Origin of the sequence: Telmatocola sphagniphila (genome assembly GCF_018398935.1) — a bacterium.
In the GTDB taxonomy this organism is placed as follows: domain Bacteria; phylum Planctomycetota; class Planctomycetia; order Gemmatales; family Gemmataceae; genus Telmatocola; species Telmatocola sphagniphila.
Window position 1 is genome coordinate 237,365 of sequence record NZ_CP074694.1, and the last position, 18,229, is coordinate 255,593.

Genomic DNA, 18,229 nt, shown 5'->3' on the forward strand with positions numbered 1-18,229 from the left:
GCGAGATCTTTCGGCTCCCCCCTGGATAGTCAACATCATGAAAAACCGAGTTCTGGTCACAGGCGGCGCGGGCTTTATCGGATCGCATCTTGTCGATGCCCTGGTAGCAGCCGATTACAACGTTCGCGTCCTCGACGACTTGAACACCGGTCTTGCGGATAATCTGAAGCAGCACGGCGACCGCATCGAGTTTCAACTCGGAAGCATCTGCGACAGCGTCAGCGTGGATCGCGCCGTTCAGGGCGTGGACACAGTTTATCATCTGGCGGCACTGGCCTCTGTAGCGCGAAGCGTGGAAAACCCGCTCTTGTCTTTCGATGTCTGTGCCACGGGCACTCTCAAAGTCCTCGATTCGGCACGCCGGGCGAGTGTGAAAAGAGTCGTCTTCGCCGCCTCCAGCAGCGCTTATGGTGGTTCCTCCAATGAGGAAGGACAACGGGAAGATCAGGAGCTTTCCGCACTCTCCCCTTACGCCGCAGGGAAACTGGCCAGCGAGTATCTCCTGGAGTCTTTTGCCAATACCTATGGCATTGAAACCGTTCGGCTTCGTTTTTTCAATATCTTTGGCCCCCGTCAACGAGCCGATAGCCCTTACAGCGGTGTGATCGCTATTTTCGCGGGGCTCATGAGTCAGGGAAAAGTGCCCGTTGTGCACGGGGATGGTCTGCAATCCCGCGATTTCACCTATGTTGGGAACGCCGTGCAGGCTTTGGTGAAAGCCGGTACCGTACCTGGAGTTTCCGGCCGAGTGTACAACGTCGGAACGGGAGCCTGCATAACCATTATCGATTTGGTGAATGCTCTGAATAAGCTACTCGGTACGAATATCACCCCCAAGTTTGGCGAAACGCGTGTTGGAGATGTTCGATTCTCCCGAGCAGACATTACCCGAATTCGAGCGGAACTCAATTACATTCCCAACATCGATTTTGAAACCGGTCTGCAGAAAACCTTGGAATGGTACCGGGAATCGAAGTGAACCAGAATATCGTTTTCAGCTTCGACGTCGAAGAGCATTATCGAATTGAAGCGGCCGCGAACTGTTCAACCAAAGAGGAAACTCGACAACTCTATGCCGACCGGATGGTTCGCTCGACGCGTACTCTACTGGATCTTCTGGCCGAGCAGAATCGTAAAGCCACTTTTTTCGTCGTGGGACAAATTGCCGAATCGCATCCGAATCTCATACGCGAAATCGTATCCGGCGGGCACGAGTTAGCCAGCCACAGCTATGCCCATACTTCCATCCGCCGACTCGAGGCTAAGAGTTTTCGAGAGGATTTGCGTAAGAGTAAGCAGGCTCTGGAGCAGGTCGGCGGCTGTTCGGTGGTTGGATTTAGAGCCCCGACTTTCAGTGTAATCCGTCCGACCAACTGGGCACTCGACGTGTTGGCGGAAGAAGGTTTTCTTTACGATTCCAGCATTTATCCCGTCCATCACGATCGCTACGGCGTGCCCGAAGCCCCACGTGAACCCTTCCTCGCCAAAGGGCCCAAAGAAAAAATACTCGAACTTCCACCAGTGACCTGGCGGAAATTCGGACAGAATTTGCCCGTCGCGGGAGGTGGCTATTTCCGGTTGTTTCCACTCGCTTTCATGCGGCGGGGGATTGCCCAGACCCTGGCTCAAACGCCTTCGCTGGCCATGCTCTACTTCCACCCCTGGGAATTCGATTCCCAGCAACCCAAGCTGGCTCTGGGCCGAATTTCCAGATGGCGGACATACGTCGGAATAAAGAAAAGTATCCCACGCCTTCGCAAATTATTGAACCGATATCCGGGCCGACGGGCGATCGACGTGGTTAATGATTTGTTGCAAAGCAGCGCATCCCTTAAGCAATTTCAGATCTAGTTACTTCTCGGCTACGACCGAGTTTCGCAATAACCCAATGCCTTCGATAGAAGCTTCCACTTCATCACCGGGCTTAAGATAGATTCCCGAAACGCTGCCGACCCCTTTCGGTGTTCCGGTGGAAATAATATCGCCGGGCTCGAGAGTAACGAAGGTGGAAATAAACGCCACGATGGCGGCCACCGAAAAGATCATCTGTCCCGTGCTACCTTCCTGCTTCACTTCGCCATTAACGGTCAGTCGCAGTTTCAGTTTTTGCGGATCGATCTGGTCTCCGGCCACCAGCAGTGCCGGCCCGCACGGGCAGAAGGAATCGAACCATTTGCCATGTTGCCAATCGAAAAAGACATCGCGCTCCCGACGTTTGCGAGTCGGATTGGGTTTGAACTGTCGCTGGGAAATATCGTTGACGATGGTGTAGCCGGCGATTGCCGCGGGAGCGTCCTGTTCGCTGATATTTCGCACCTTGCGACCCATGACCACGGCGAGTTCGCATTCCCAGTCGACTCCCCAGGGAGCATTTTTCGGTATCACGATCGGTGCCTGGGAGGGGATGAGTGTCGTACTCGGTGGCTTCATAAAAACATAGGGGAAAGTTTCTTCCCGCTCGGCCACCGTTCCGCCTCGTTCGATAATGTGCTCGGCATAATTCCCGGCCAGTAGAAGCAGTTTGTTGGGCCGTTCGATGGGAAGCAGAATTTCGTAATCGGTTCGCTTGAGCTTCTGAGCTCGATCCGGATGCTTAACCAGCCAGCCGTAAACTTTTTCCGTCGCCTCCATGAGGCTCATGGGATAAAAGGGGTCGGCAGCAAGGTATTGCAGAAGCAGATTTTGCTTCTCCGGACGGAGAACGTGATGCTGCGATTCTCCGCTGGCACGAAAGGCTTCTTCGCAGGAGATGACGCCATCTTCCTGATAGAAGCCGATCTGTTCTTCCATCGAATCTTCGAATCGAAATCGGCATAATCGCATAAGGATGCTCCTCGAATGCGATTATATACGAAACCCAGCTATCGAGGGGATTTGAGTGGAGAGAAACGGGGCGATGAATTAAGAAGCCGCGGGAGTGGCCATATCGCCGTTGGCATACATAGTCTTGGGGTTTTCATGGTAAATCGGCAGGCTCAGTTCATAGAGCTGGATACGACCGTCCGATGTGCCGGCTGCCAGTCGCCGTCCACTTTCGGAGACGGTCATCACGCAGGAGAGAATCTGCCCCGTTTTGCACTCGGCAGTCTTTTCAAAGGTCCTCAAATTCCACAAAAACACTTCGCCGGCTTCTCCGACCGAAAGCAAGTGTTGGTTTCCGGGGAGGAATTGAACCAGTCGAATGTTGTTCGAATGACCGTTCAGGATTGTAGCCGTGTTCAGGCTGGGGGTCAGGGCATCCCATAAGATGACCGCTCGATCGAGACCCGCGGAAGCCAGCAGTTTCGAGTTCGGAGAGAAGGCCACGGCGGTCACAATGTCGGAGTGGCCTTCGAGCTTCGCTTTGCTACTGGAACCCAGCCAGCCGTTGCTCCAAATTCGGATATTTCGACCTTCGCTCCCGGAAGCAATCAGGCGACGATCGGGCGATACCGACAGCGATCGGATTTGATTATTATGGCCTTTGAGCGTGGAACGCCCGCTATAGGTCCGATTGCTGATTTTCTGAGCGTAGATTACGTGGCCGATGGAGAATACCAGCATTCGCCCGTCGGGCGAGAAATTGATGCAGTTCACACCATGCTTGTCGTCGAATGTTCCCCAGTCGTAGACTTTTTCTTCCTGATAATCCCAACGCCAGAGCCGGGCCTGATTATTGAGTGTCCCGCCCACGACGATATAAGGCTCGTCGGGAGCGAGTGCCACCGCCTGGATTTCCACACCGGGACGGGGCAGCATGGCCAGTTCGACAGGTGTGGGCTTGGAAATATCCCAAACTCGAACGGTTCCATCCAAGCCGCCGCTGACGCAAAGACGGCCGTTTCGAGCCATAGAAAGTGAGGTCACTAAGCCCGTATGAGCCGAAATCATCGAAAGAGTACTAGAGTGCAGGCTCTTCATTTCGGACTGAGTGGCCATCTCGGTTGTATTTTCGTGGCCTTCAGTCTCCATGTAGATGTCTGCGGCGGGAATCGGGGTCCCGGAATTCATTTCCGAATCGAGCGAATCCAGTAACTGCGAATCGCTCACCCCGCCAAGGGTGGCTACATCTTCCACTTTCGGCGGCGCATCTTCCTGCGGTGTAATCTTAACCGAAAGAGAGTTATCCTTGCCATTGAGGTACTGATCGAGTAAATCCGAGAGTTGCTTGGGACTGCTGAATCGATCATCGGGCCGCTTCATGAGCAGCCGGCGTGTGATCGTCACCACGGGCATCGGAATATTCGGCCGCATCTCCTCGAGCGGAACTGGCGTGTCGGTCTGGTGGCGAAGAATCTTCTGAACATCCGTGCCTCCCGGAAAGGGCGGCCGTCCGGTCAGGATGTAATAGAAAGTGCAGCCGAGACTGTAGAGGTCAGAGCGGATATCGACGCTGCTCGCGTCGCGGGCCTGCTCCGGCGAAATAAAATCGGGGGTTCCCAGCAGCGCGCCTGCCCGGGTCAAGGGAGTGTGGCCGGTCTTATCTTCGATGGTCTCGTTCAGTCGAGCCAAACCCATATCCAAAATTTTAATCGTTCCCCAGTTATTGGAAGAACTGTCCGTTGTGGATCTGCGAAAGTTCAGATCGCGATCCCGCATCGTCACCAGAGTGGGACGGCGAAGATTTGCAGACGATCGCTTTGCGGACGCATTATTTTTCTGGGTGACCAGAATATTCGAAGGTTTGATGTCGCGATGGACCAAACCGCACTCGGCGGCGTGCTGCAGCCCCAAAGCACATTGGCGGATATATTCACAGGCCTGCTTGATGCTCAAGGGTCCATTCGAACGGACCATTTTTTCGAGAGTCAACCCATCGACGTACTCCATGGCGATGAAGTGTACGCCTTCGAGTTCATCGGCATCGTAGAGGGTGACGATATTCGGATGATTCAGTTGGGCGATGGCCTTGGCTTCTCGATGGAAGCGAGTCAGAACTTCCGGCTTCGCGGCGAGAACCTGTGGCCGGATTAACTTGATGGCGACCATTCGTTCCAGGCGGGGCTGCCAGGCCCGAAAGACCATACCCATTCCGCCTTCGCCCAGCGGTTCGATCAACCGGTAAGCGCCTATCAGCAATTTGTGAGCGTCGCCCTGGAGAATTTGTTCGCGCTGATAACTGGTAATGTAACCCAGCTCCGCCAGATGCTCGATCAGAGCGCTAGGATCTAGATCTCGGCTCTTATCCTGCTCCAGAATCTCCAGTTGGGGAGCTGTGAGGAAGAGATTCTTCCGCAGGAAGGTCAGTAAATCGAACTCTACCGCGGTAGCCATGTCGAGGGAAAACCGTTCGAGTGCTAGGTGCCATCCAAGGCAATCATAGTTCACAATTTTGAGTCTGCGGAAAAATGTGTGCATTGCGCATAAAATCGAGCTTAACCAATTTCACGCCACTCATTAAAAAATGAAACTAGATGTCGCCTGAGCGGCCTCAAAAAAGCATTTTCTTGAATTTAGCCTCAAATTGGCGGTTCGCTTTCGATGCGAACTGCGACTATCCCTTTACAGGCCCGCAAAATGACCAACCTATGTTTACTAACTAGATCTGAGAAGTGATTTTGAAAATCATTTCATTTTTCTGTCCGTTGAAGTACGTGTATAGTTATTTGACACTTGAAATCACTTTACCGTGACCTACTTGAGGGAGCATCCTGAATGGCTCAGCGAGTTTCAACCAATCGAAAACCTTCGCTCTTCAAAGCATTCCTGAGATTAGAATCGCTCGATGAGCGAAATGCACCAAGCGATCTTCTTTACGGTGCGCTCAGTGCCGACTACGCATCACGATCCTGGTTATCGGATCCACAAGCTTCAAACCCAACGGATAGCAAGTCGGACACAGGCTCTACGGCGAATTCCACAACCGATTCCTCTTCCGCGAGTGTCGGATTGTTTGAGTTAATTGGCAACGATAACTCCTCGGATGTATACGTCGGTCGATCGAATTTCTCCAACCTGTTCTCCAATGACGCGTTCCGTAACGTCGCAGTGAATATCAACCCGGCTGCAAATTCCTCTTCGACTGCTAATAACGTTAGTGTGACCCCGGCCACCCCATTCAATTCCACATTTAACGAAGCTAACTTGTTCTCGGGTACTCAAAGTTCCAGCAGCTTGAACAGTTCTGGCTCGAATACCCCCAATGCGAGTGCCGACTTCTTCGGTTTCGGTTTTGGCGGCTGGTTTGGGGACCGCCATGGTCATAATGGAGGTGGTGGAGGTTCCGGCGGCGGCACGGGTGGCGGTGGAGGTACCGGAGGTGGTGGTTCGGGAGGTGGTGGAAGCACCACGGTGAGCGTAGCAGGTTTTTCTCCCACCCAGATCGATACTGCTTATGGAATTCCAGCAACCTATACCGGAGCGGGAGTGACCATCGCGATTATTGACGCTTACAACGCCGCCAATTTGACCAGCGATGTATCTACCTTCAATACCAAATTCAATTTGCCGCAGTTCAACACCACCGGTGGCCCCACTTTGAAAGTGGTGAACCAGACCGGAGGATCGACCTTGCCCGCGGCCAATAGCAGTTGGGCCGCGGAAATTGATCTGGATGTCGAGTGGGCGCACGCCATCGCACCGAAAGCCAACATTGAACTGGTCGAAGCGAATTCTTCCAATCTTTCCGATCTCTTAACGGCCGCTTCCTACGGGGCGGCTCATGCTCAGGTCGTGTCCATGAGCTTCGGCGGTAGCGAAACTTCCAACGAAACTTCTCTCGATTCCACCTTCAAGGTACCTAACGTTGCCTTCGTTGCGGCTGCCGGCGACAGCGGTACGGGTGCTGGGTATCCTTCCGCTTCCCCCTACGTGCTCTCGGTAGGCGGGACGACCTTAACCGTTACCTCCAGTGGTGCACGATCGAGCGAATCTGCCTGGTCGAGCTCGGGAGGGGGCGTGAGTGCTTATGAAGCCGAGCCGGCTTACCAAGTCAACTACGGCATCACTTCGACCGGTGGTAAGCGAGGCACTCCGGACATCGCGTTCGATGCGAATCCTTCCACGGGCGTCGCGGTGTACAGCAGTGCAAGTGGCGGCTGGATTGAAGTCGGCGGAACGAGTGTCGGAGCCCCGGCGATTTCCGGGATGATTGCATTAGTCGATCAAGGTCGCATTGCTCTGGGCAAACCGGTGATCTCGACTACGAATCTGTCCAATGAGCCGTTTTATGCCGCTGCAGCCAGCAGTGTTTACAAAGCGAATTACTACGACGTCACTACGGGATCCGATGGCCGATCTACTTCGGCTTCCGCGAAGACGGGATATGACCTGGTGACCGGTCTGGGCACGCCTAATGCCGCGAGCCTTATTCCCTGGTTAATCAATAACGATTGATGAGATAAAACAAAAAGGGTGATCGGAGTTTACCGATCACCCCCTTTTTTAAACGACTTTAACCCCTTCAGAAAAGCGATAGCCTACGCCTCGAACGGTTTCTATCCATTCCCCTTCCGCTCCGACCTCCACTAATTTTCGCCGGAGAGTTTTGATGTGCACATCAATAGTTCTCTCCAGGACGATCGATCCCTCACCGATGGCGGCATCCATCAGTTGATGGCGGGAAAATGCCCGTCCAGGTTGTCGGAGCAGGCATTCCAGAAGTCGAAATTCCGTCGGCGTCAGTTCCAGCAATTTACCCTGGAAGCTGACCTTGTGCCGGACGCGATCGATTTCCAAGCCCAGGTGAGAGAGATTCTCTGCGGCTTCGCCGACATTTTCCGAGCGGCGTAGGAGAGCCTTGATTCTTTGGAGTAGAACTTTATTGCTAAACGGTTTAGTGACGTAATCGTCCGCCCCCAGTGAGAAACCCACGACTTGATCGGTCTCTTCCGCCTTGGCGGTGAGCACGATAACGGGTATGGCCTTGGTTTTCTCGCCGGCGCGAAGCTCCTTCAGAATCTCCAGCCCTCCCACGCCGGGAAGCATGAGATCCAAAAGAATCAAATCCGGCAGCAGGCTCATGGCCTTGCGAAGGCCCTCGGGACCTTCCGTTGCGGCGGCAACTTCAAATCCTTCTTTATTCAAAAACCAGGTCAGCGTCTGGACCAGTCCGCGTTCGTCTTCCACGAGCAGAATGCGGGGTTTCGACATTGGTTAGCCCTCAGAGTTCAAATGCCCGTCACAATAGCTTCCGGTCGATGGCGAACGATTTCCCCTTCGACCAGATAAATCACATCTTCAGCAATGTTGGTGGCATGATCGGCGATTCGCTCGATATGCCGGGTGGCGGTGAACAACGAAAGACAGGGATCGATCAGATCCGGAGAGCGTTTCATTTCGTCGCGGAGTTCGTTGATGATTTCCGCGTGGTAACGATCCACATCGTCATCCATGCGAATGACTTTACGAGCGAGGGAACTGTCCGATTTTACGAACGAATCCAAGCTCTGATGAACGAGGCCCGTGGCCAAATCGGTCATGCGGCGCAGCTTCTCCGGCACGGAGTGGCCGATGGGGACGTCGATGGAACGTTCGGAGATATCCGCAGCCAGGTCCGCCATTCTTTCAAGGTCAGCGGCGATCATAAATACGGTGGCGATACGGCGCAAATCGCGCGCAACCGGCTGGTGCAGGGCAAGAATTTTCAGGCATTCCTCGACGACGTTATTTTCCAGCACGTCGATGCGATTGTCGCCCTCGATGACCTCCTGAGCCAGGCTGCGATCGTGTTCGAGAAGGGCCAATATCGCTTTATAAATGGAATCTTCCACCATGCCCGCGAGAGAAACGATCTGTTTCTGCAGATTCTCCAGGTCTCGTTCTAAATGCTTGGACATTACTAGATCCTTCTGGTGCTGGACTCCATTGCGGCTTCACCCCTAAAACACCGCGAATTGACTGGCTGAGATCAACCGAATCGTCCGGTGATATAATCTTCCGTCTGCTTCTGATGGGGCCGCGTGAAAATCATATTCGTTGAGCCGAATTCAATCATTTTACCTTCGAAGAAAAAGGCCGTGGAGTCGGAGACTCGCGCGGCCTGCTGCATGTTGTGCGTCACAATTACGATGGTGTACTGGCTCTTCAGTTCGAAAATCAGGTCTTCAATTTTGTTTGTTGATTTAGGATCGAGTGCGGAAGCGGGCTCGTCCATCAGCAGAACTTCCGGGTCGGTAGCCAGCGAGCGGGCGATGCAGAGTCGCTGCTGCTGACCGCCGGACAAATCCATCGCCGATGAATGGAGGCGGTCTTTCACTTCATCCCACAAGGCCGCCTGCTTCAAGCACTTTTCGACCACGTAATCGAGTTTCGAGGGATCTTTTTCGCCGGAAACTCGAGGGCCGTACACGACGTTCTCGTAAATCGATTTGGGGAACGGATTCGATTTCTGGAAAACCATTCCTACCCGGCGACGCAAATCAACCATGTTGACTTCCGCGCCGTAGATATCCCGGCCATCCAATCGGATCTGGCCCTGGTGATGCGTGCCATCAATCAGGTCGTTCATGCGATTGAGCATGCGCAGAAATGTCGATTTGCCGCAGCCGGAGGGACCGATGAGTGCGAGTACCGAACGCTCGGGGATCACCACGGAAATATCGAAGAGGGCCTGTTTGGAATGGTACCAGAAGTTGACATTCCTCGCTTCGAACTTGGGTCGAGAATTCAAAACATCGAGAGAGCCGCGGCCGGACGTGGACCGTTCGTTGATGATGTCTGAATAAAGTCTCGACACGGGTTCTCTCATGGGTTCGGGTACGATCAACATAATTTGCAGATGTTTTATGTCACAATCGTGAAGAATTCATGTAGCGAATAAGAATCTTAGACGGATTTTGCCAACGGTAATTGGAGCTGCATGGTGGTTCCCGAGCCCAATTCGCTGCTGGCAGTGACTTTTCCTCCCATCAAATTCGTTAAATGTTTCACGATAGACAAGCCTAAACCGGTTCCGCCCAACTGGCGGGACCGGGCTTTATCAACTCTATAAAAACGCTCGAAAATCCGGGGTAAATCCGCTGCCGGGATGCCACTGCCGTTATCCGAAATCCGGATGATGGCCTGATCTCCCTCGGCTTTCCAGCTCAGGGAGACGGTACCGTTATCGTTCGAGTATTTCACGGCATTATCGATCAGATTATCTAAAATTTGTTCCAGAGCTTCGGGGTCGATCCACATCTGCAAATCGCTCTGTCGAGCATTTTGGATTCGCATCTGGATATTCTTCTGCTCTGCCCGGGGCAGGTGCCGATCGACGGAATCGGCCACTGCATCATAAAGCGAGACCGACATGAAATCGAAGACTTCCTTGGATGATTCGATCCGGGCGAGGCTGATCAAATCCAGAATTAAGGCGTGCAGTCGTTCGCACTGCTCGGATATCTGGCGCAGAAACGGGATGCGGACTTCCGGATCATCGATGGCTCCTTCCAGAAGAGCTTCCGAACTGGTTTGTATCACCGCCAGAGGCGTTTTGAGTTCGTGGGAAACATTGGCTACAAAGTCGCGGCGCATCTGTTCCAACCGTCTGAGATCGGTGGTATCGTTCATTACCAGAATCGCCCCCGCTGCATCGTCGCGTTGGAACTTGGCTATGTGCAGCATCAGATGTTTGACCGGACCGGACGCCCATTCGATTTCTTCGCGGTAGGGCTGAGCTGAATTGAGACCCTTTTCGACTGCCTGGTGAATTTTGGGAAAGCGAGTGATCTCGTAGAGCGGGCGGCCTTCGGCATGAGAAGGTTGAAAATCGAGCATGCGGCCCGCACTCGCATTCGCGAAGACAATCCGCTGTCTGGTATCAACTGTGATGACTCCTTCAATCATCGCCTCAAGAATAGTGCGCAGCCGAATTTTATCGAGTTCCAGGTCCCGTATGCGGTCGTGGTAGCGCTGGCTCAGTTCATTAACCGAGGTGGCAATCGCGCGGCTTTCATAATAGCCGCCGCCAGTTAGGCGAAAATCGGGCTTCTGCGAGGGTATCGCTTCAATCGAATGGCGAAGCTTCTTCAAAGACGCGAAAACTATTCGTTGGGAGACCAGATGCAGGCCAGGCAGCAGGAGTAAACCGAACAAGGAACCGGTTAAGAGTACCACCAAAAGAGAGGAGTCTTTGAGCGAAAGTAAATCGGCTCGGCAAACGAGAACACCCCCGGTAAATCCGAGTGTGAAGAGAATGAACAGAAACAGTAGCAGTCGATTTCGCATGCCGGCTTACTCCGCCCGGCTAGCCAGTACGACCCGTTTACCCGCGAGAACGCGAATGCCGATATTCAAACCCATCACAACCACGACCAGAACCAGAGCGGCCGCCCAGGCTTGGGCCTCCCATTCCGGGATGCCGCTTCGGGAGTAGTCGTAGATGTATTTTGGTAGAAATGGCGTTCGATCTGCCGGAGTTCGCGGCCAGAAGTTGGAACCGTATGCAGTAAGCAACAAAGGAGCGGTTTCTCCCGCGATACGTCCGATGGCCAGGAATATACCCGTGATAATTGCTGGAAGGGCGGCAGGTAGCGAAATTCTCAGAACGGTTTGTCTGTGGGAAGCCCCCAGTGCCAGACTCGCCTGTCGTAACGTCGATGGTACCAGTCTGAGAGATTCCTCCGAGGAGCGAACGATAATCGGCACCATCATGATGGCCAGAGCGATGGCGCCCGCCCAGCCGGAAAAACTTCCCGTGGTACGAACCACTATCACATAGACGAATATACCGATCACTATAGAGGGGACACCCCCCAACAGTTCTGTGACGAAACGTACGAAATTGGACCAGCGCGTCGATCGATATTCGCTCAGGTAAACTGCAGCCAGAATCCCCAAAGGAATCGCCATCAGCGTAGCCAGCCCGACAATCATGAAGCTGCCGCCAATGGCATGGGCCATACCCCCATTCGGATCTTTAGGCGGCATCGGAAGCTGAGTGAAGAAGGACCAGCTCAAAGACCCTGCACCCCGATAGATGATGTAGCCCAGAATCAAAAATAGGGGAATGACTGTGGTGAGCAGGCAACTGCCTAAAACGACGGTCATGATGCGATTGATTCGCTCCGCCTTGCGATGATTCTGAATTCTCACGGCCATGTTTTCACTGGCCGGGTGAGTGAAATTGGATCGGAACGCCCGGGTGCGGACGCGGGGTTTGCCCATCCGGCGGACCAAGAGCCGAGCTGAGCCATTCACGATAATTGTGACAACGAAAAGGATCAAACCCAGTGCCACCAGGGCCGCACGCTCTCGTTCATCCACGGCTTCATTCAATCGGTTGGCAATCACGGAAGCGATCGAATCTGCCAGGGCAAACGGAATGGCTAGAACATCTTTCCACGAGTGAGGAAGATCGGCCCGGTTCCCCACGATCATGGTAACGGCCATGGTTTCACCGAGTGCCCGTCCCAAGGCCAGGAAGCAGGCCGCCACGATACCCGGTCGGGCATAGGGCAACACAACCGTTCGGATCATTTGCCAGCGAGTTGCGCCGAGAGCCAGCGCCCCCTCGCGTTGCGAGCGGGGCACTGCCCGGCACACATCGAACGTGATTGCAGTGATGTAAGGAATGATCATCAAAGCGAGAATCAGCCCGGCAGACAGGATGCCCGCGCCGCTGGTATTCGGGCCACCAACTTGATTGTAAATCCACTGGACGGCCGGGCAAAGGAAAAACAGCCCCCAGAAGCCATACACCACGCTCGGAATGGCCGCCAGTAACTCGGTCAGAAAAGAGCCGGTACGTCGGATTTTTTCCGAGGCGATCTCAGCGAGATAAGCTGCGGATCCCACGCCTAACGGTACGGCGATCAACATGGCCAGAGCGGAGGTTATCAGCGTTCCATAGATGTAAGCGAGGGCACCAAACTTATTGTTATTAATGTCGAGTTTGGTGTCGGTGAAAAAACTGCCGATGTGGGGAAAGATCGGCCGGGACTGCCAAATCAGAGTAACGATTAATCCCAGCGCCAGTAGCAGTATGAATGTGCCAGCGGAACTGCAGATAACCCGGAAGATGTCGTCGCCGACATCCGATTGAGGCTGCGAGTCTTTTCGCGAGATCGAGTTTTCTTCGTTCGACATGGGAAGTTTATCGGGAGTTTTCAACGATGGTAATAGATTCGAGTTTCAGCTTGATCAAATTACAAAGTCGCTCGGGGAGTGGAGAATAACCGAGCTCGCGAACTCGTTTCTGACCCTCCCCCTGATATTCCGTGACCCAAAGAAGGAACTTTTTAATATCCTCGGCGAGCTTCTCCGGTTGGCTTTTATAAAGAACGGCCCAGTTCGTGCCACTGATCGGGTAGGAATTGGGCCCGGAGATATTGGTGAGCGAATAGCGGAGGTCGGCAGGAATTTTTACGAACGCGGCATCCGCCGCCGCACTGACACTTTCCAAGCTGGCTAGTAGAAAGACGCGTTCTTTAATGTTCGAGTTAAGTCCGGTCTTCGCCACGTGGGCCGCGTTTTTTTCGGTGCTGTCCCGAGATTCCACTTTTCCGTAAGAGACCTTGTTCTGCACGGCGAAAATCAATTCCACATAACCGATGGCATAAGGGGATCGGAAGACATGCCCCGCAACGCCTTCGTTGCCCCGCTGACCCACCCCTTTGGGCCAATTCACCGTCGTCCCCGATTTAATTTTGGTTTTCCATTCGGCAGAGACTTTAGAAAGGTAATCGGTGAAAATGGACGTTGTTCCGCTGGAGTCCGATCGGGTGACTGGGACAATTTCCCGATCCGGGAGTTCGAGACCGGGATTGATTTCCTTGATGGCCGGGTCATTCCAGTGGGTCACTTTTCCCATGAAAATTTCGGCTAATAGTGTCCCGGTAAAATTCAAGGGCTGGTTGACTTCGGGCAGATTGTAGATGGGCACAACCGCGCCCATGGCCAGTGGTATGTGGAGTATTTCTCCTCGGCCTTGCTTCGCTTTCTCGAGCAGATCATCCTTAATGAAGGCATCGGTACAGCCGAAATTGATCGTCTGTGCGAGTGTTTGCTGTACGCCATTCCCGGAGCCTGTGGACTGATAATCGATCTGAACGCCGGTCAATTTTTCATATTCGCGTGACCAGACCAGCATCGCCGGATAGATGAATGAGGCGCCTCCCGCATTGATTCGGCGGGCGTCTTTACAACCGGTCAAAGTTGTTAGAAGCAGCAGAAAAATCCAGAAGAACCGCATTCGAGGCACCAAATTGCATGGGTTTTTAACCTTCATAACTTATGGTCCCGAGGCCAAGTGCGTAGGGGAACATTGTGAATCTTTGATGTAGTTACGCGACGAAAGGGGCTTCGAAAATTCGCACGAGGGTTGGAGATTTAACTTGAGAAATCTGCAAAAAATTGTTTGAATGAGATTTTTTCCGACCTTCCCAGTCCAAAATGTCGATAAAATCAGCAAACATGCTGAGATTAAAATTGCTGTATATTCGTCAGCTTTTCATGGCTTATAAAAAAATAGTTCCTTATATTGAAGTGTGCCAAAAAGCAGATTGTCCAACGGATCAGAAGTCAGAATGCAAATTCGACGTTTCCCTCAGATCGAGTCCCTCCTATGAATTTTCGAGGTACTCCACTGCAAAACGAGGATTACGAACCACTTCGGGAAGCTACGGCTACGGGAGTGCAAACGTCCGAATTGCGTGAACCTGCGCCACTAACTCCGGATGAAATTTTATGGAAAGAGGTCGAAGCTCGGGGCTTAGTCTCCGGGAGGTTTGACCCTAAATCATTTCCTAAACTGCCCGCACGTACCCTTTCTTCGGGCGATTATCCTTTTGCCGAACTCCTGGAATTACCGAAAGATCTGCGAGATTGTTTCCGGAAAACACTCCGGCGTGCCACGGGCTTATTCCTGCTGAGTCCGGAAATCAATTCGACCGAATCGAATTCCCTTTGGAGCGAATTGAGAGTTCTGGAGATCCAGGCTACAGCTCCTTCGGATGTTTCCTCGGTAGTTTGCCACCCGATTCGCGACTATCATTCCATTCAGCAAGGGGAAGTCGAACGGCATATGTCGCTCACTTCCATCTGGGCACAACTGCTGGAAGAAACCGAGAAAGTTCGATCCCTGCAGGGACTTTTGGGGCAATTGAGCCGGACGCGGGAAGAGGTGTCTGACCTGATCCGGCGCGAATTGGAAACTGCCTCCGAAGAATTGCCGCTTCGATCTCAAATGAACCGCGTGATTGAGTCGTTTGGCGAAGGGCTTCAGCAACTTGAAGCCGAACGGAGCGAATTGAACGCGGAAATTGTCCGCCAGACCAATAACCTCTCGGCTTACACCGAGACCTTGGATCGCCTCCGACCTTTCGCCGAGAGCCGACAGTATTTGCGCTGGTGGACGATTCGATTCTGGAAGTCGTTATTCAGAAAAGACTTGATGCCGCGCTGGCAGGAGCTGCAAAAACAAAAAGCCGAGACCGAAACTCGGATTCAGGACTTGCAAGAACTGCTTCAAAAGGCGGAAAAATCGTTCGAAGAAAAAAAACAGGCGGAACAGCAAGAGATCGCCCGCTTATTCGAACAGGAAATCTCGGAGCGCTGCCGCGTGAGAGATCAGAAGCTCAGCGAGCTCCAAAATCAGATAGATCTGGCGAATTTAAATCTGGATGAAAACTGGCGGGAACTGAGCAAATCTCTGAATCTCATCTCCGTACGGCCCCGCAGCGTCGAAGAGCTTCGCATCTATCAGCAGCCCACTTCGGAACAGCTTCAACAATCCCTCCACGAAAGCATTTGGGCAGAGAATTGGCAGAAGCGCTTTCAGGAACTGCCTGAGACCGTGAAAGTGCGGCGAGCCTTGTCGAGCGGGCATTCGCCCTGCGTATCGTTCGAGTTCTGGCAAAAGCATTTGCGATCCGATCGTGAGCTGGCGCAGATGATTGACGGAGTTGTGCTTAAAGGAATTCCGGCTCTAAGTGTTCAGGAGAGAGCCGAACTTTGCGATTGGTGCGACCGAGTCATCTGGATGGAACCGGAGGAGATCGATCGAAATCTTGAAGGAGCTAATCGCGTCAGCCGGGCAGTGGACAAAGCCGGATCTTTTGCGAGCGTTTGGAATATCTTCGATCAAAGACGCTGGAAAAAGCAGGGGGGCCGCTTAATAGCCACTCTGGAATTCACCTCCGAATTCCATCGGAATCGACTGGAATTGGAATCGCTGGCCGATAATTCCGATATTCAACTGGCCATCCTTCCTCCGGAAAGAGGGGCAACCGCACGCCTGGTGGAAGTCCGCTTTCCAGAGAATTTTCCATTGGTGGAAGCCAAGCGAATTCTGCTGGAAGAGTTGCAAACGATTTTGATCCATACCAGTTCCCCTGGTTATTGTCTGGAAGCGACCGAAGACATGTTTCTGCTGAGATTTACTGAAAGCGCGTGGGATGCCAGCCTCTGCCTCAGTAAAGGAATCTGCGAGAAATTGACAGGCCTGGAAACATCGGCCATCAGTTTTGAAAAACGGGCGGGCTGGAACGTCCACTCGATCCAATCCTGGATGAATCTCAATCTTCCGGGCCGAAAAGTCTCCCGAGTATTTTGTCTGGAAACCGGCTGCAACAGCCTGTGAACGCCTATACAATTTCCGGTAACACCCTCAGGAGGTTCACACTCATGTTTACCCGCAGATTGTTGTTGGCTCTGGTCATGGCCTTCGGTTTGCAATTTTCCTCGGCATCCGCGGAAGATCCCCAAATCGTACACATGGTTTATTTCAGTTTGAAAGAACCGACCAAGGCTAACAAGGAAGCCATGGTCGCCGGTTGCAAGAAGTATCTCAAAGATATCGATGGCATCGTCTACTTCTCTTCCGGCATTCGCGGTGAAGCGTTTGCTCGAGATATCAACGACAAAGAATTCGATGTCTCGCTGAACATCGTTTTCAAGAACAAGGCTGCTCACGATAAATATTCGGATCATCCGAAGCATCTCGAATTCATTAAGGAATTCAAAGATCAGATGGCCAAAGTTCGAGTGTTCGATTCTGAAGTCAAATAATATTCAGGCTTTCGCGAACTATCAATTTCATGCGAATTCCTTTGGTAATATTCGATTTCGACGGCACCATGGTCAGGACCCTGCCACTGGCCATGGAGATTTTCAATCAACTCGCCCCCGTTCATAATTTTCAGCCGATTCAAGATTTTGAAGCCCTACGAAGTCTTCCCACCAAAGCTTTTTTTCGGCAGCAGGGGATTCGGATCTGGAAGCTCGGTCGATTCGTTAAAGGCTTTCAGGAAGAGATGCAGAAGCGTGCCCAGGAGATTCAGCCCGTTCAGGGGCTGCCCGAAGTCCTGGCGAACTTGAGGAAAGATGGCCATCGGCTCGGAATACTTTCCTCTAATGCCGAGCTGCATATTCGGGAACGCCTCCGATTTTTCGGTATCGAAGACTGTTTTGAGTTGATCTCCAGTTATCCGAAACTGTTCGGTAAAGCGAAAATGTTGAAGCGAATCTCCAAAACGCTGGATATCAGTCGCGCTGAAGTGGCGTACATTGGGGATGAATACCGGGATATGGAAGCGGCTCGGAAAGCGGGCGTGAGACCGGTTGCTGTGTCTTGGGGATATCATTCGAGCGCCTTGTTGAGTGACGCTAAACCGGAAGTCATAGTCGATACGCCAGCCGCCTTATTGGAATGGATTCAGCGGGAAAATAGATGAGCCTGAATACCCGATTTTTGGCTATCGATTTTGAAACGGCTGATAACGGGCGCGATAGTGCCTGTGCGGTTGGTCTGGTGCGGTTCGTGGGGGGAGAAATCGTCGACCGCAAGCAGTTTTTAATTCGGCCTCCCCGTCGCAATATCCTCTACACCTACATTCACGGCATCAAATGGGAGCACGTTAAAGATCAACCCAATTTTGCCGAACTCTGGCCGTTACTGGAAGTCGAATTTCGGGAAACCGATTGTCTGGTAGCCCATAATGCCGGATTTGATGCGGCGGTACTCAAGGGCTGCTGCACGACGGCCGGCGTACCTTTGCCGGTCACGCCATTCATTTGCACAGTCGTTCTGGCCCGTAAAGCCTGGCGAGTTTACCCCACCAAGCTACCGGATGTTTGTCGGTATTTGGATATTCATCTGAAACATCACGACGCCCTTTCTGACGCCGAGGCTTGTGCTCGAATTGTCATTGCTGCGCAGAAAGCCGGTCGCGATCACCTGATCAAAGTTCCCAGTGCTCCCGCGACACCGACCCTAGCGAAAAAACTTTTCTGATTCCTTTCGGCTTTACCTAGAAGTGTAAGTGTAAACGGCTGAATTATTAAAATTCTCCTTATCAACCAATCGGATTTGCCGCGAATGACAGCCCCA

15 protein-coding genes are annotated in these 18,229 nt (G+C 52.7%); 7 read left to right on the forward strand and 8 right to left on the reverse strand.

Annotation, left to right across the window (positions count from 1 at the left end):
* Nucleotides 1-37: 37 nt before the first annotated feature.
* A complete protein-coding gene (locus KIH39_RS01090; protein ID WP_213497434.1) occupies nucleotides 38-979 on the forward strand; it encodes an NAD-dependent epimerase/dehydratase family protein in 942 nt (313 codons plus the stop codon).
* Complete coding sequence (locus KIH39_RS01095) at nucleotides 958-1,851, forward strand: XrtA system polysaccharide deacetylase (protein ID WP_213497435.1); 894 nt, start codon at nucleotides 958-960, stop codon at nucleotides 1,849-1,851. Before KIH39_RS01090 ends, KIH39_RS01095 begins: the two co-directional genes overlap by 22 nt.
* Here the strand turns inward: KIH39_RS01095 and KIH39_RS01100 are convergent, their stop codons facing one another.
* Both KIH39_RS01100 and KIH39_RS01105 read right to left on the reverse strand, forming a co-directional pair.
* A complete protein-coding gene (locus KIH39_RS01100) occupies nucleotides 1,852-2,823 on the reverse strand; it encodes a fumarylacetoacetate hydrolase family protein (protein WP_213497436.1) in 972 nt (323 codons plus the stop codon). It lies immediately after the preceding gene.
* 78 nt (nucleotides 2,824-2,901) lie between these two features.
* A complete protein-coding gene (locus KIH39_RS01105; RefSeq protein ID WP_213497437.1) occupies nucleotides 2,902-5,253 on the reverse strand; it encodes a serine/threonine-protein kinase in 2,352 nt (783 codons plus the stop codon).
* 381 nt (nucleotides 5,254-5,634) lie between these two features.
* Here KIH39_RS01105 and KIH39_RS01110 point away from each other — a divergent pair, with 381 nt between their 5' ends.
* On the forward strand, nucleotides 5,635-7,314 hold the full coding sequence (locus tag KIH39_RS01110) for a S53 family peptidase (protein WP_213497438.1): 1,680 nt from the start codon (nucleotides 5,635-5,637) through the stop codon (nucleotides 7,312-7,314).
* 48 nt (nucleotides 7,315-7,362) lie between these two features.
* Here the strand turns inward: KIH39_RS01110 and KIH39_RS01115 are convergent, their stop codons facing one another.
* From KIH39_RS01115 to pstS, 6 genes are all read right to left on the reverse strand, one after another.
* A complete protein-coding gene (locus KIH39_RS01115; RefSeq protein ID WP_213497439.1) occupies nucleotides 7,363-8,070 on the reverse strand; it encodes a response regulator in 708 nt (235 codons plus the stop codon).
* A gap of 17 nt (nucleotides 8,071-8,087) precedes the next feature.
* Nucleotides 8,088-8,756, reverse strand: a complete 669-nt coding sequence (phoU, locus tag KIH39_RS01120; RefSeq protein ID WP_213497440.1) for a phosphate signaling complex protein PhoU — start codon at nucleotides 8,754-8,756, stop codon at nucleotides 8,088-8,090.
* Between the two features lie 71 nt (nucleotides 8,757-8,827).
* Complete coding sequence (gene pstB / locus KIH39_RS01125; protein WP_315852405.1) at nucleotides 8,828-9,655, reverse strand: phosphate ABC transporter ATP-binding protein PstB; 828 nt, start codon at nucleotides 9,653-9,655, stop codon at nucleotides 8,828-8,830.
* Nucleotides 9,656-9,744: 89 nt separating this feature from the next.
* A complete protein-coding gene (locus tag KIH39_RS01130) occupies nucleotides 9,745-11,127 on the reverse strand; it encodes a sensor histidine kinase (RefSeq protein ID WP_213497442.1) in 1,383 nt (460 codons plus the stop codon).
* 6 nt (nucleotides 11,128-11,133) lie between these two features.
* Nucleotides 11,134-12,987, reverse strand: coding sequence for a phosphate ABC transporter permease PstA (pstA, locus tag KIH39_RS01135; RefSeq protein WP_213497443.1), 1,854 nt, complete (start codon nucleotides 12,985-12,987; stop codon nucleotides 11,134-11,136).
* Nucleotides 12,988-12,994: 7 nt separating this feature from the next.
* A complete protein-coding gene (gene pstS, locus KIH39_RS01140; protein ID WP_213497444.1) occupies nucleotides 12,995-14,092 on the reverse strand; it encodes a phosphate ABC transporter substrate-binding protein PstS in 1,098 nt (365 codons plus the stop codon).
* A 372-nt stretch (nucleotides 14,093-14,464) separates the two neighbouring features.
* On the opposite strand from pstS, the gene KIH39_RS01145 reads away from it, so the two are divergent.
* Genes KIH39_RS01145 through KIH39_RS01160 form a run of 4 tightly spaced genes read left to right on the forward strand, consistent with a single transcriptional unit; the run spans nucleotide 14,465 to nucleotide 18,133 of the window.
* Nucleotides 14,465-16,480, forward strand: coding sequence for a coiled-coil domain-containing protein (locus tag KIH39_RS01145; protein WP_213497445.1), 2,016 nt, complete (start codon nucleotides 14,465-14,467; stop codon nucleotides 16,478-16,480).
* Between the two features lie 44 nt (nucleotides 16,481-16,524).
* A complete protein-coding gene (locus KIH39_RS01150) occupies nucleotides 16,525-16,908 on the forward strand; it encodes a Dabb family protein (RefSeq protein ID WP_213497446.1) in 384 nt (127 codons plus the stop codon).
* A gap of 29 nt (nucleotides 16,909-16,937) precedes the next feature.
* Complete coding sequence (locus KIH39_RS01155; protein ID WP_213497447.1) at nucleotides 16,938-17,573, forward strand: HAD-IA family hydrolase; 636 nt, start codon at nucleotides 16,938-16,940, stop codon at nucleotides 17,571-17,573.
* The gene (locus tag KIH39_RS01160) at nucleotides 17,570-18,133 is read left to right on the forward strand and encodes a 3'-5' exonuclease (protein WP_213497448.1); all 564 of its coding nucleotides are present in this window, start codon (nucleotides 17,570-17,572) and stop codon (nucleotides 18,131-18,133) included. The genes KIH39_RS01155 and KIH39_RS01160 overlap by 4 nt, the downstream gene beginning before the upstream one ends.
* The last annotated feature ends 96 nt before the right edge of the window (nucleotides 18,134-18,229 follow it).

What these genes read in the sequence shown, in the direction of transcription:
- pstS (WP_213497444.1), bottom strand. Translation starts at nt 14,092, where the DNA reads ATGCGGTTCTTCTGGATTTTTCTGCTGCTTCTAACAACTTTGACCGGT.
- KIH39_RS01095 (WP_213497435.1), top strand. Translation starts at nt 958, where the DNA reads ATGGTACCGGGAATCGAAGTGAACCAGAATATCGTTTTCAGCTTCGAC.
- KIH39_RS01160 (WP_213497448.1), top strand. Translation starts at nt 17,570, where the DNA reads ATGAGCCTGAATACCCGATTTTTGGCTATCGATTTTGAAACGGCTGAT.
- phoU (WP_213497440.1), bottom strand. Translation starts at nt 8,756, where the DNA reads ATGTCCAAGCATTTAGAACGAGACCTGGAGAATCTGCAGAAACAGATC.
- pstA (WP_213497443.1), bottom strand. Translation starts at nt 12,987, where the DNA reads ATGTCGAACGAAGAAAACTCGATCTCGCGAAAAGACTCGCAGCCTCAA.
- KIH39_RS01105 (WP_213497437.1), bottom strand. Translation starts at nt 5,253, where the DNA reads ATGGCTACCGCGGTAGAGTTCGATTTACTGACCTTCCTGCGGAAGAAT.
- KIH39_RS01115 (WP_213497439.1), bottom strand. Translation starts at nt 8,070, where the DNA reads ATGTCGAAACCCCGCATTCTGCTCGTGGAAGACGAACGCGGACTGGTC.
- KIH39_RS01100 (WP_213497436.1), bottom strand. Translation starts at nt 2,823, where the DNA reads ATGCGATTATGCCGATTTCGATTCGAAGATTCGATGGAAGAACAGATC.
- KIH39_RS01130 (WP_213497442.1), bottom strand. Translation starts at nt 11,127, where the DNA reads ATGCGAAATCGACTGCTACTGTTTCTGTTCATTCTCTTCACACTCGGA.
- KIH39_RS01110 (WP_213497438.1), top strand. Translation starts at nt 5,635, where the DNA reads ATGGCTCAGCGAGTTTCAACCAATCGAAAACCTTCGCTCTTCAAAGCA.
- KIH39_RS01155 (WP_213497447.1), top strand. Translation starts at nt 16,938, where the DNA reads ATGCGAATTCCTTTGGTAATATTCGATTTCGACGGCACCATGGTCAGG.
- KIH39_RS01145 (WP_213497445.1), top strand. Translation starts at nt 14,465, where the DNA reads ATGAATTTTCGAGGTACTCCACTGCAAAACGAGGATTACGAACCACTT.
- KIH39_RS01090 (WP_213497434.1), top strand. Translation starts at nt 38, where the DNA reads ATGAAAAACCGAGTTCTGGTCACAGGCGGCGCGGGCTTTATCGGATCG.
- KIH39_RS01150 (WP_213497446.1), top strand. Translation starts at nt 16,525, where the DNA reads ATGTTTACCCGCAGATTGTTGTTGGCTCTGGTCATGGCCTTCGGTTTG.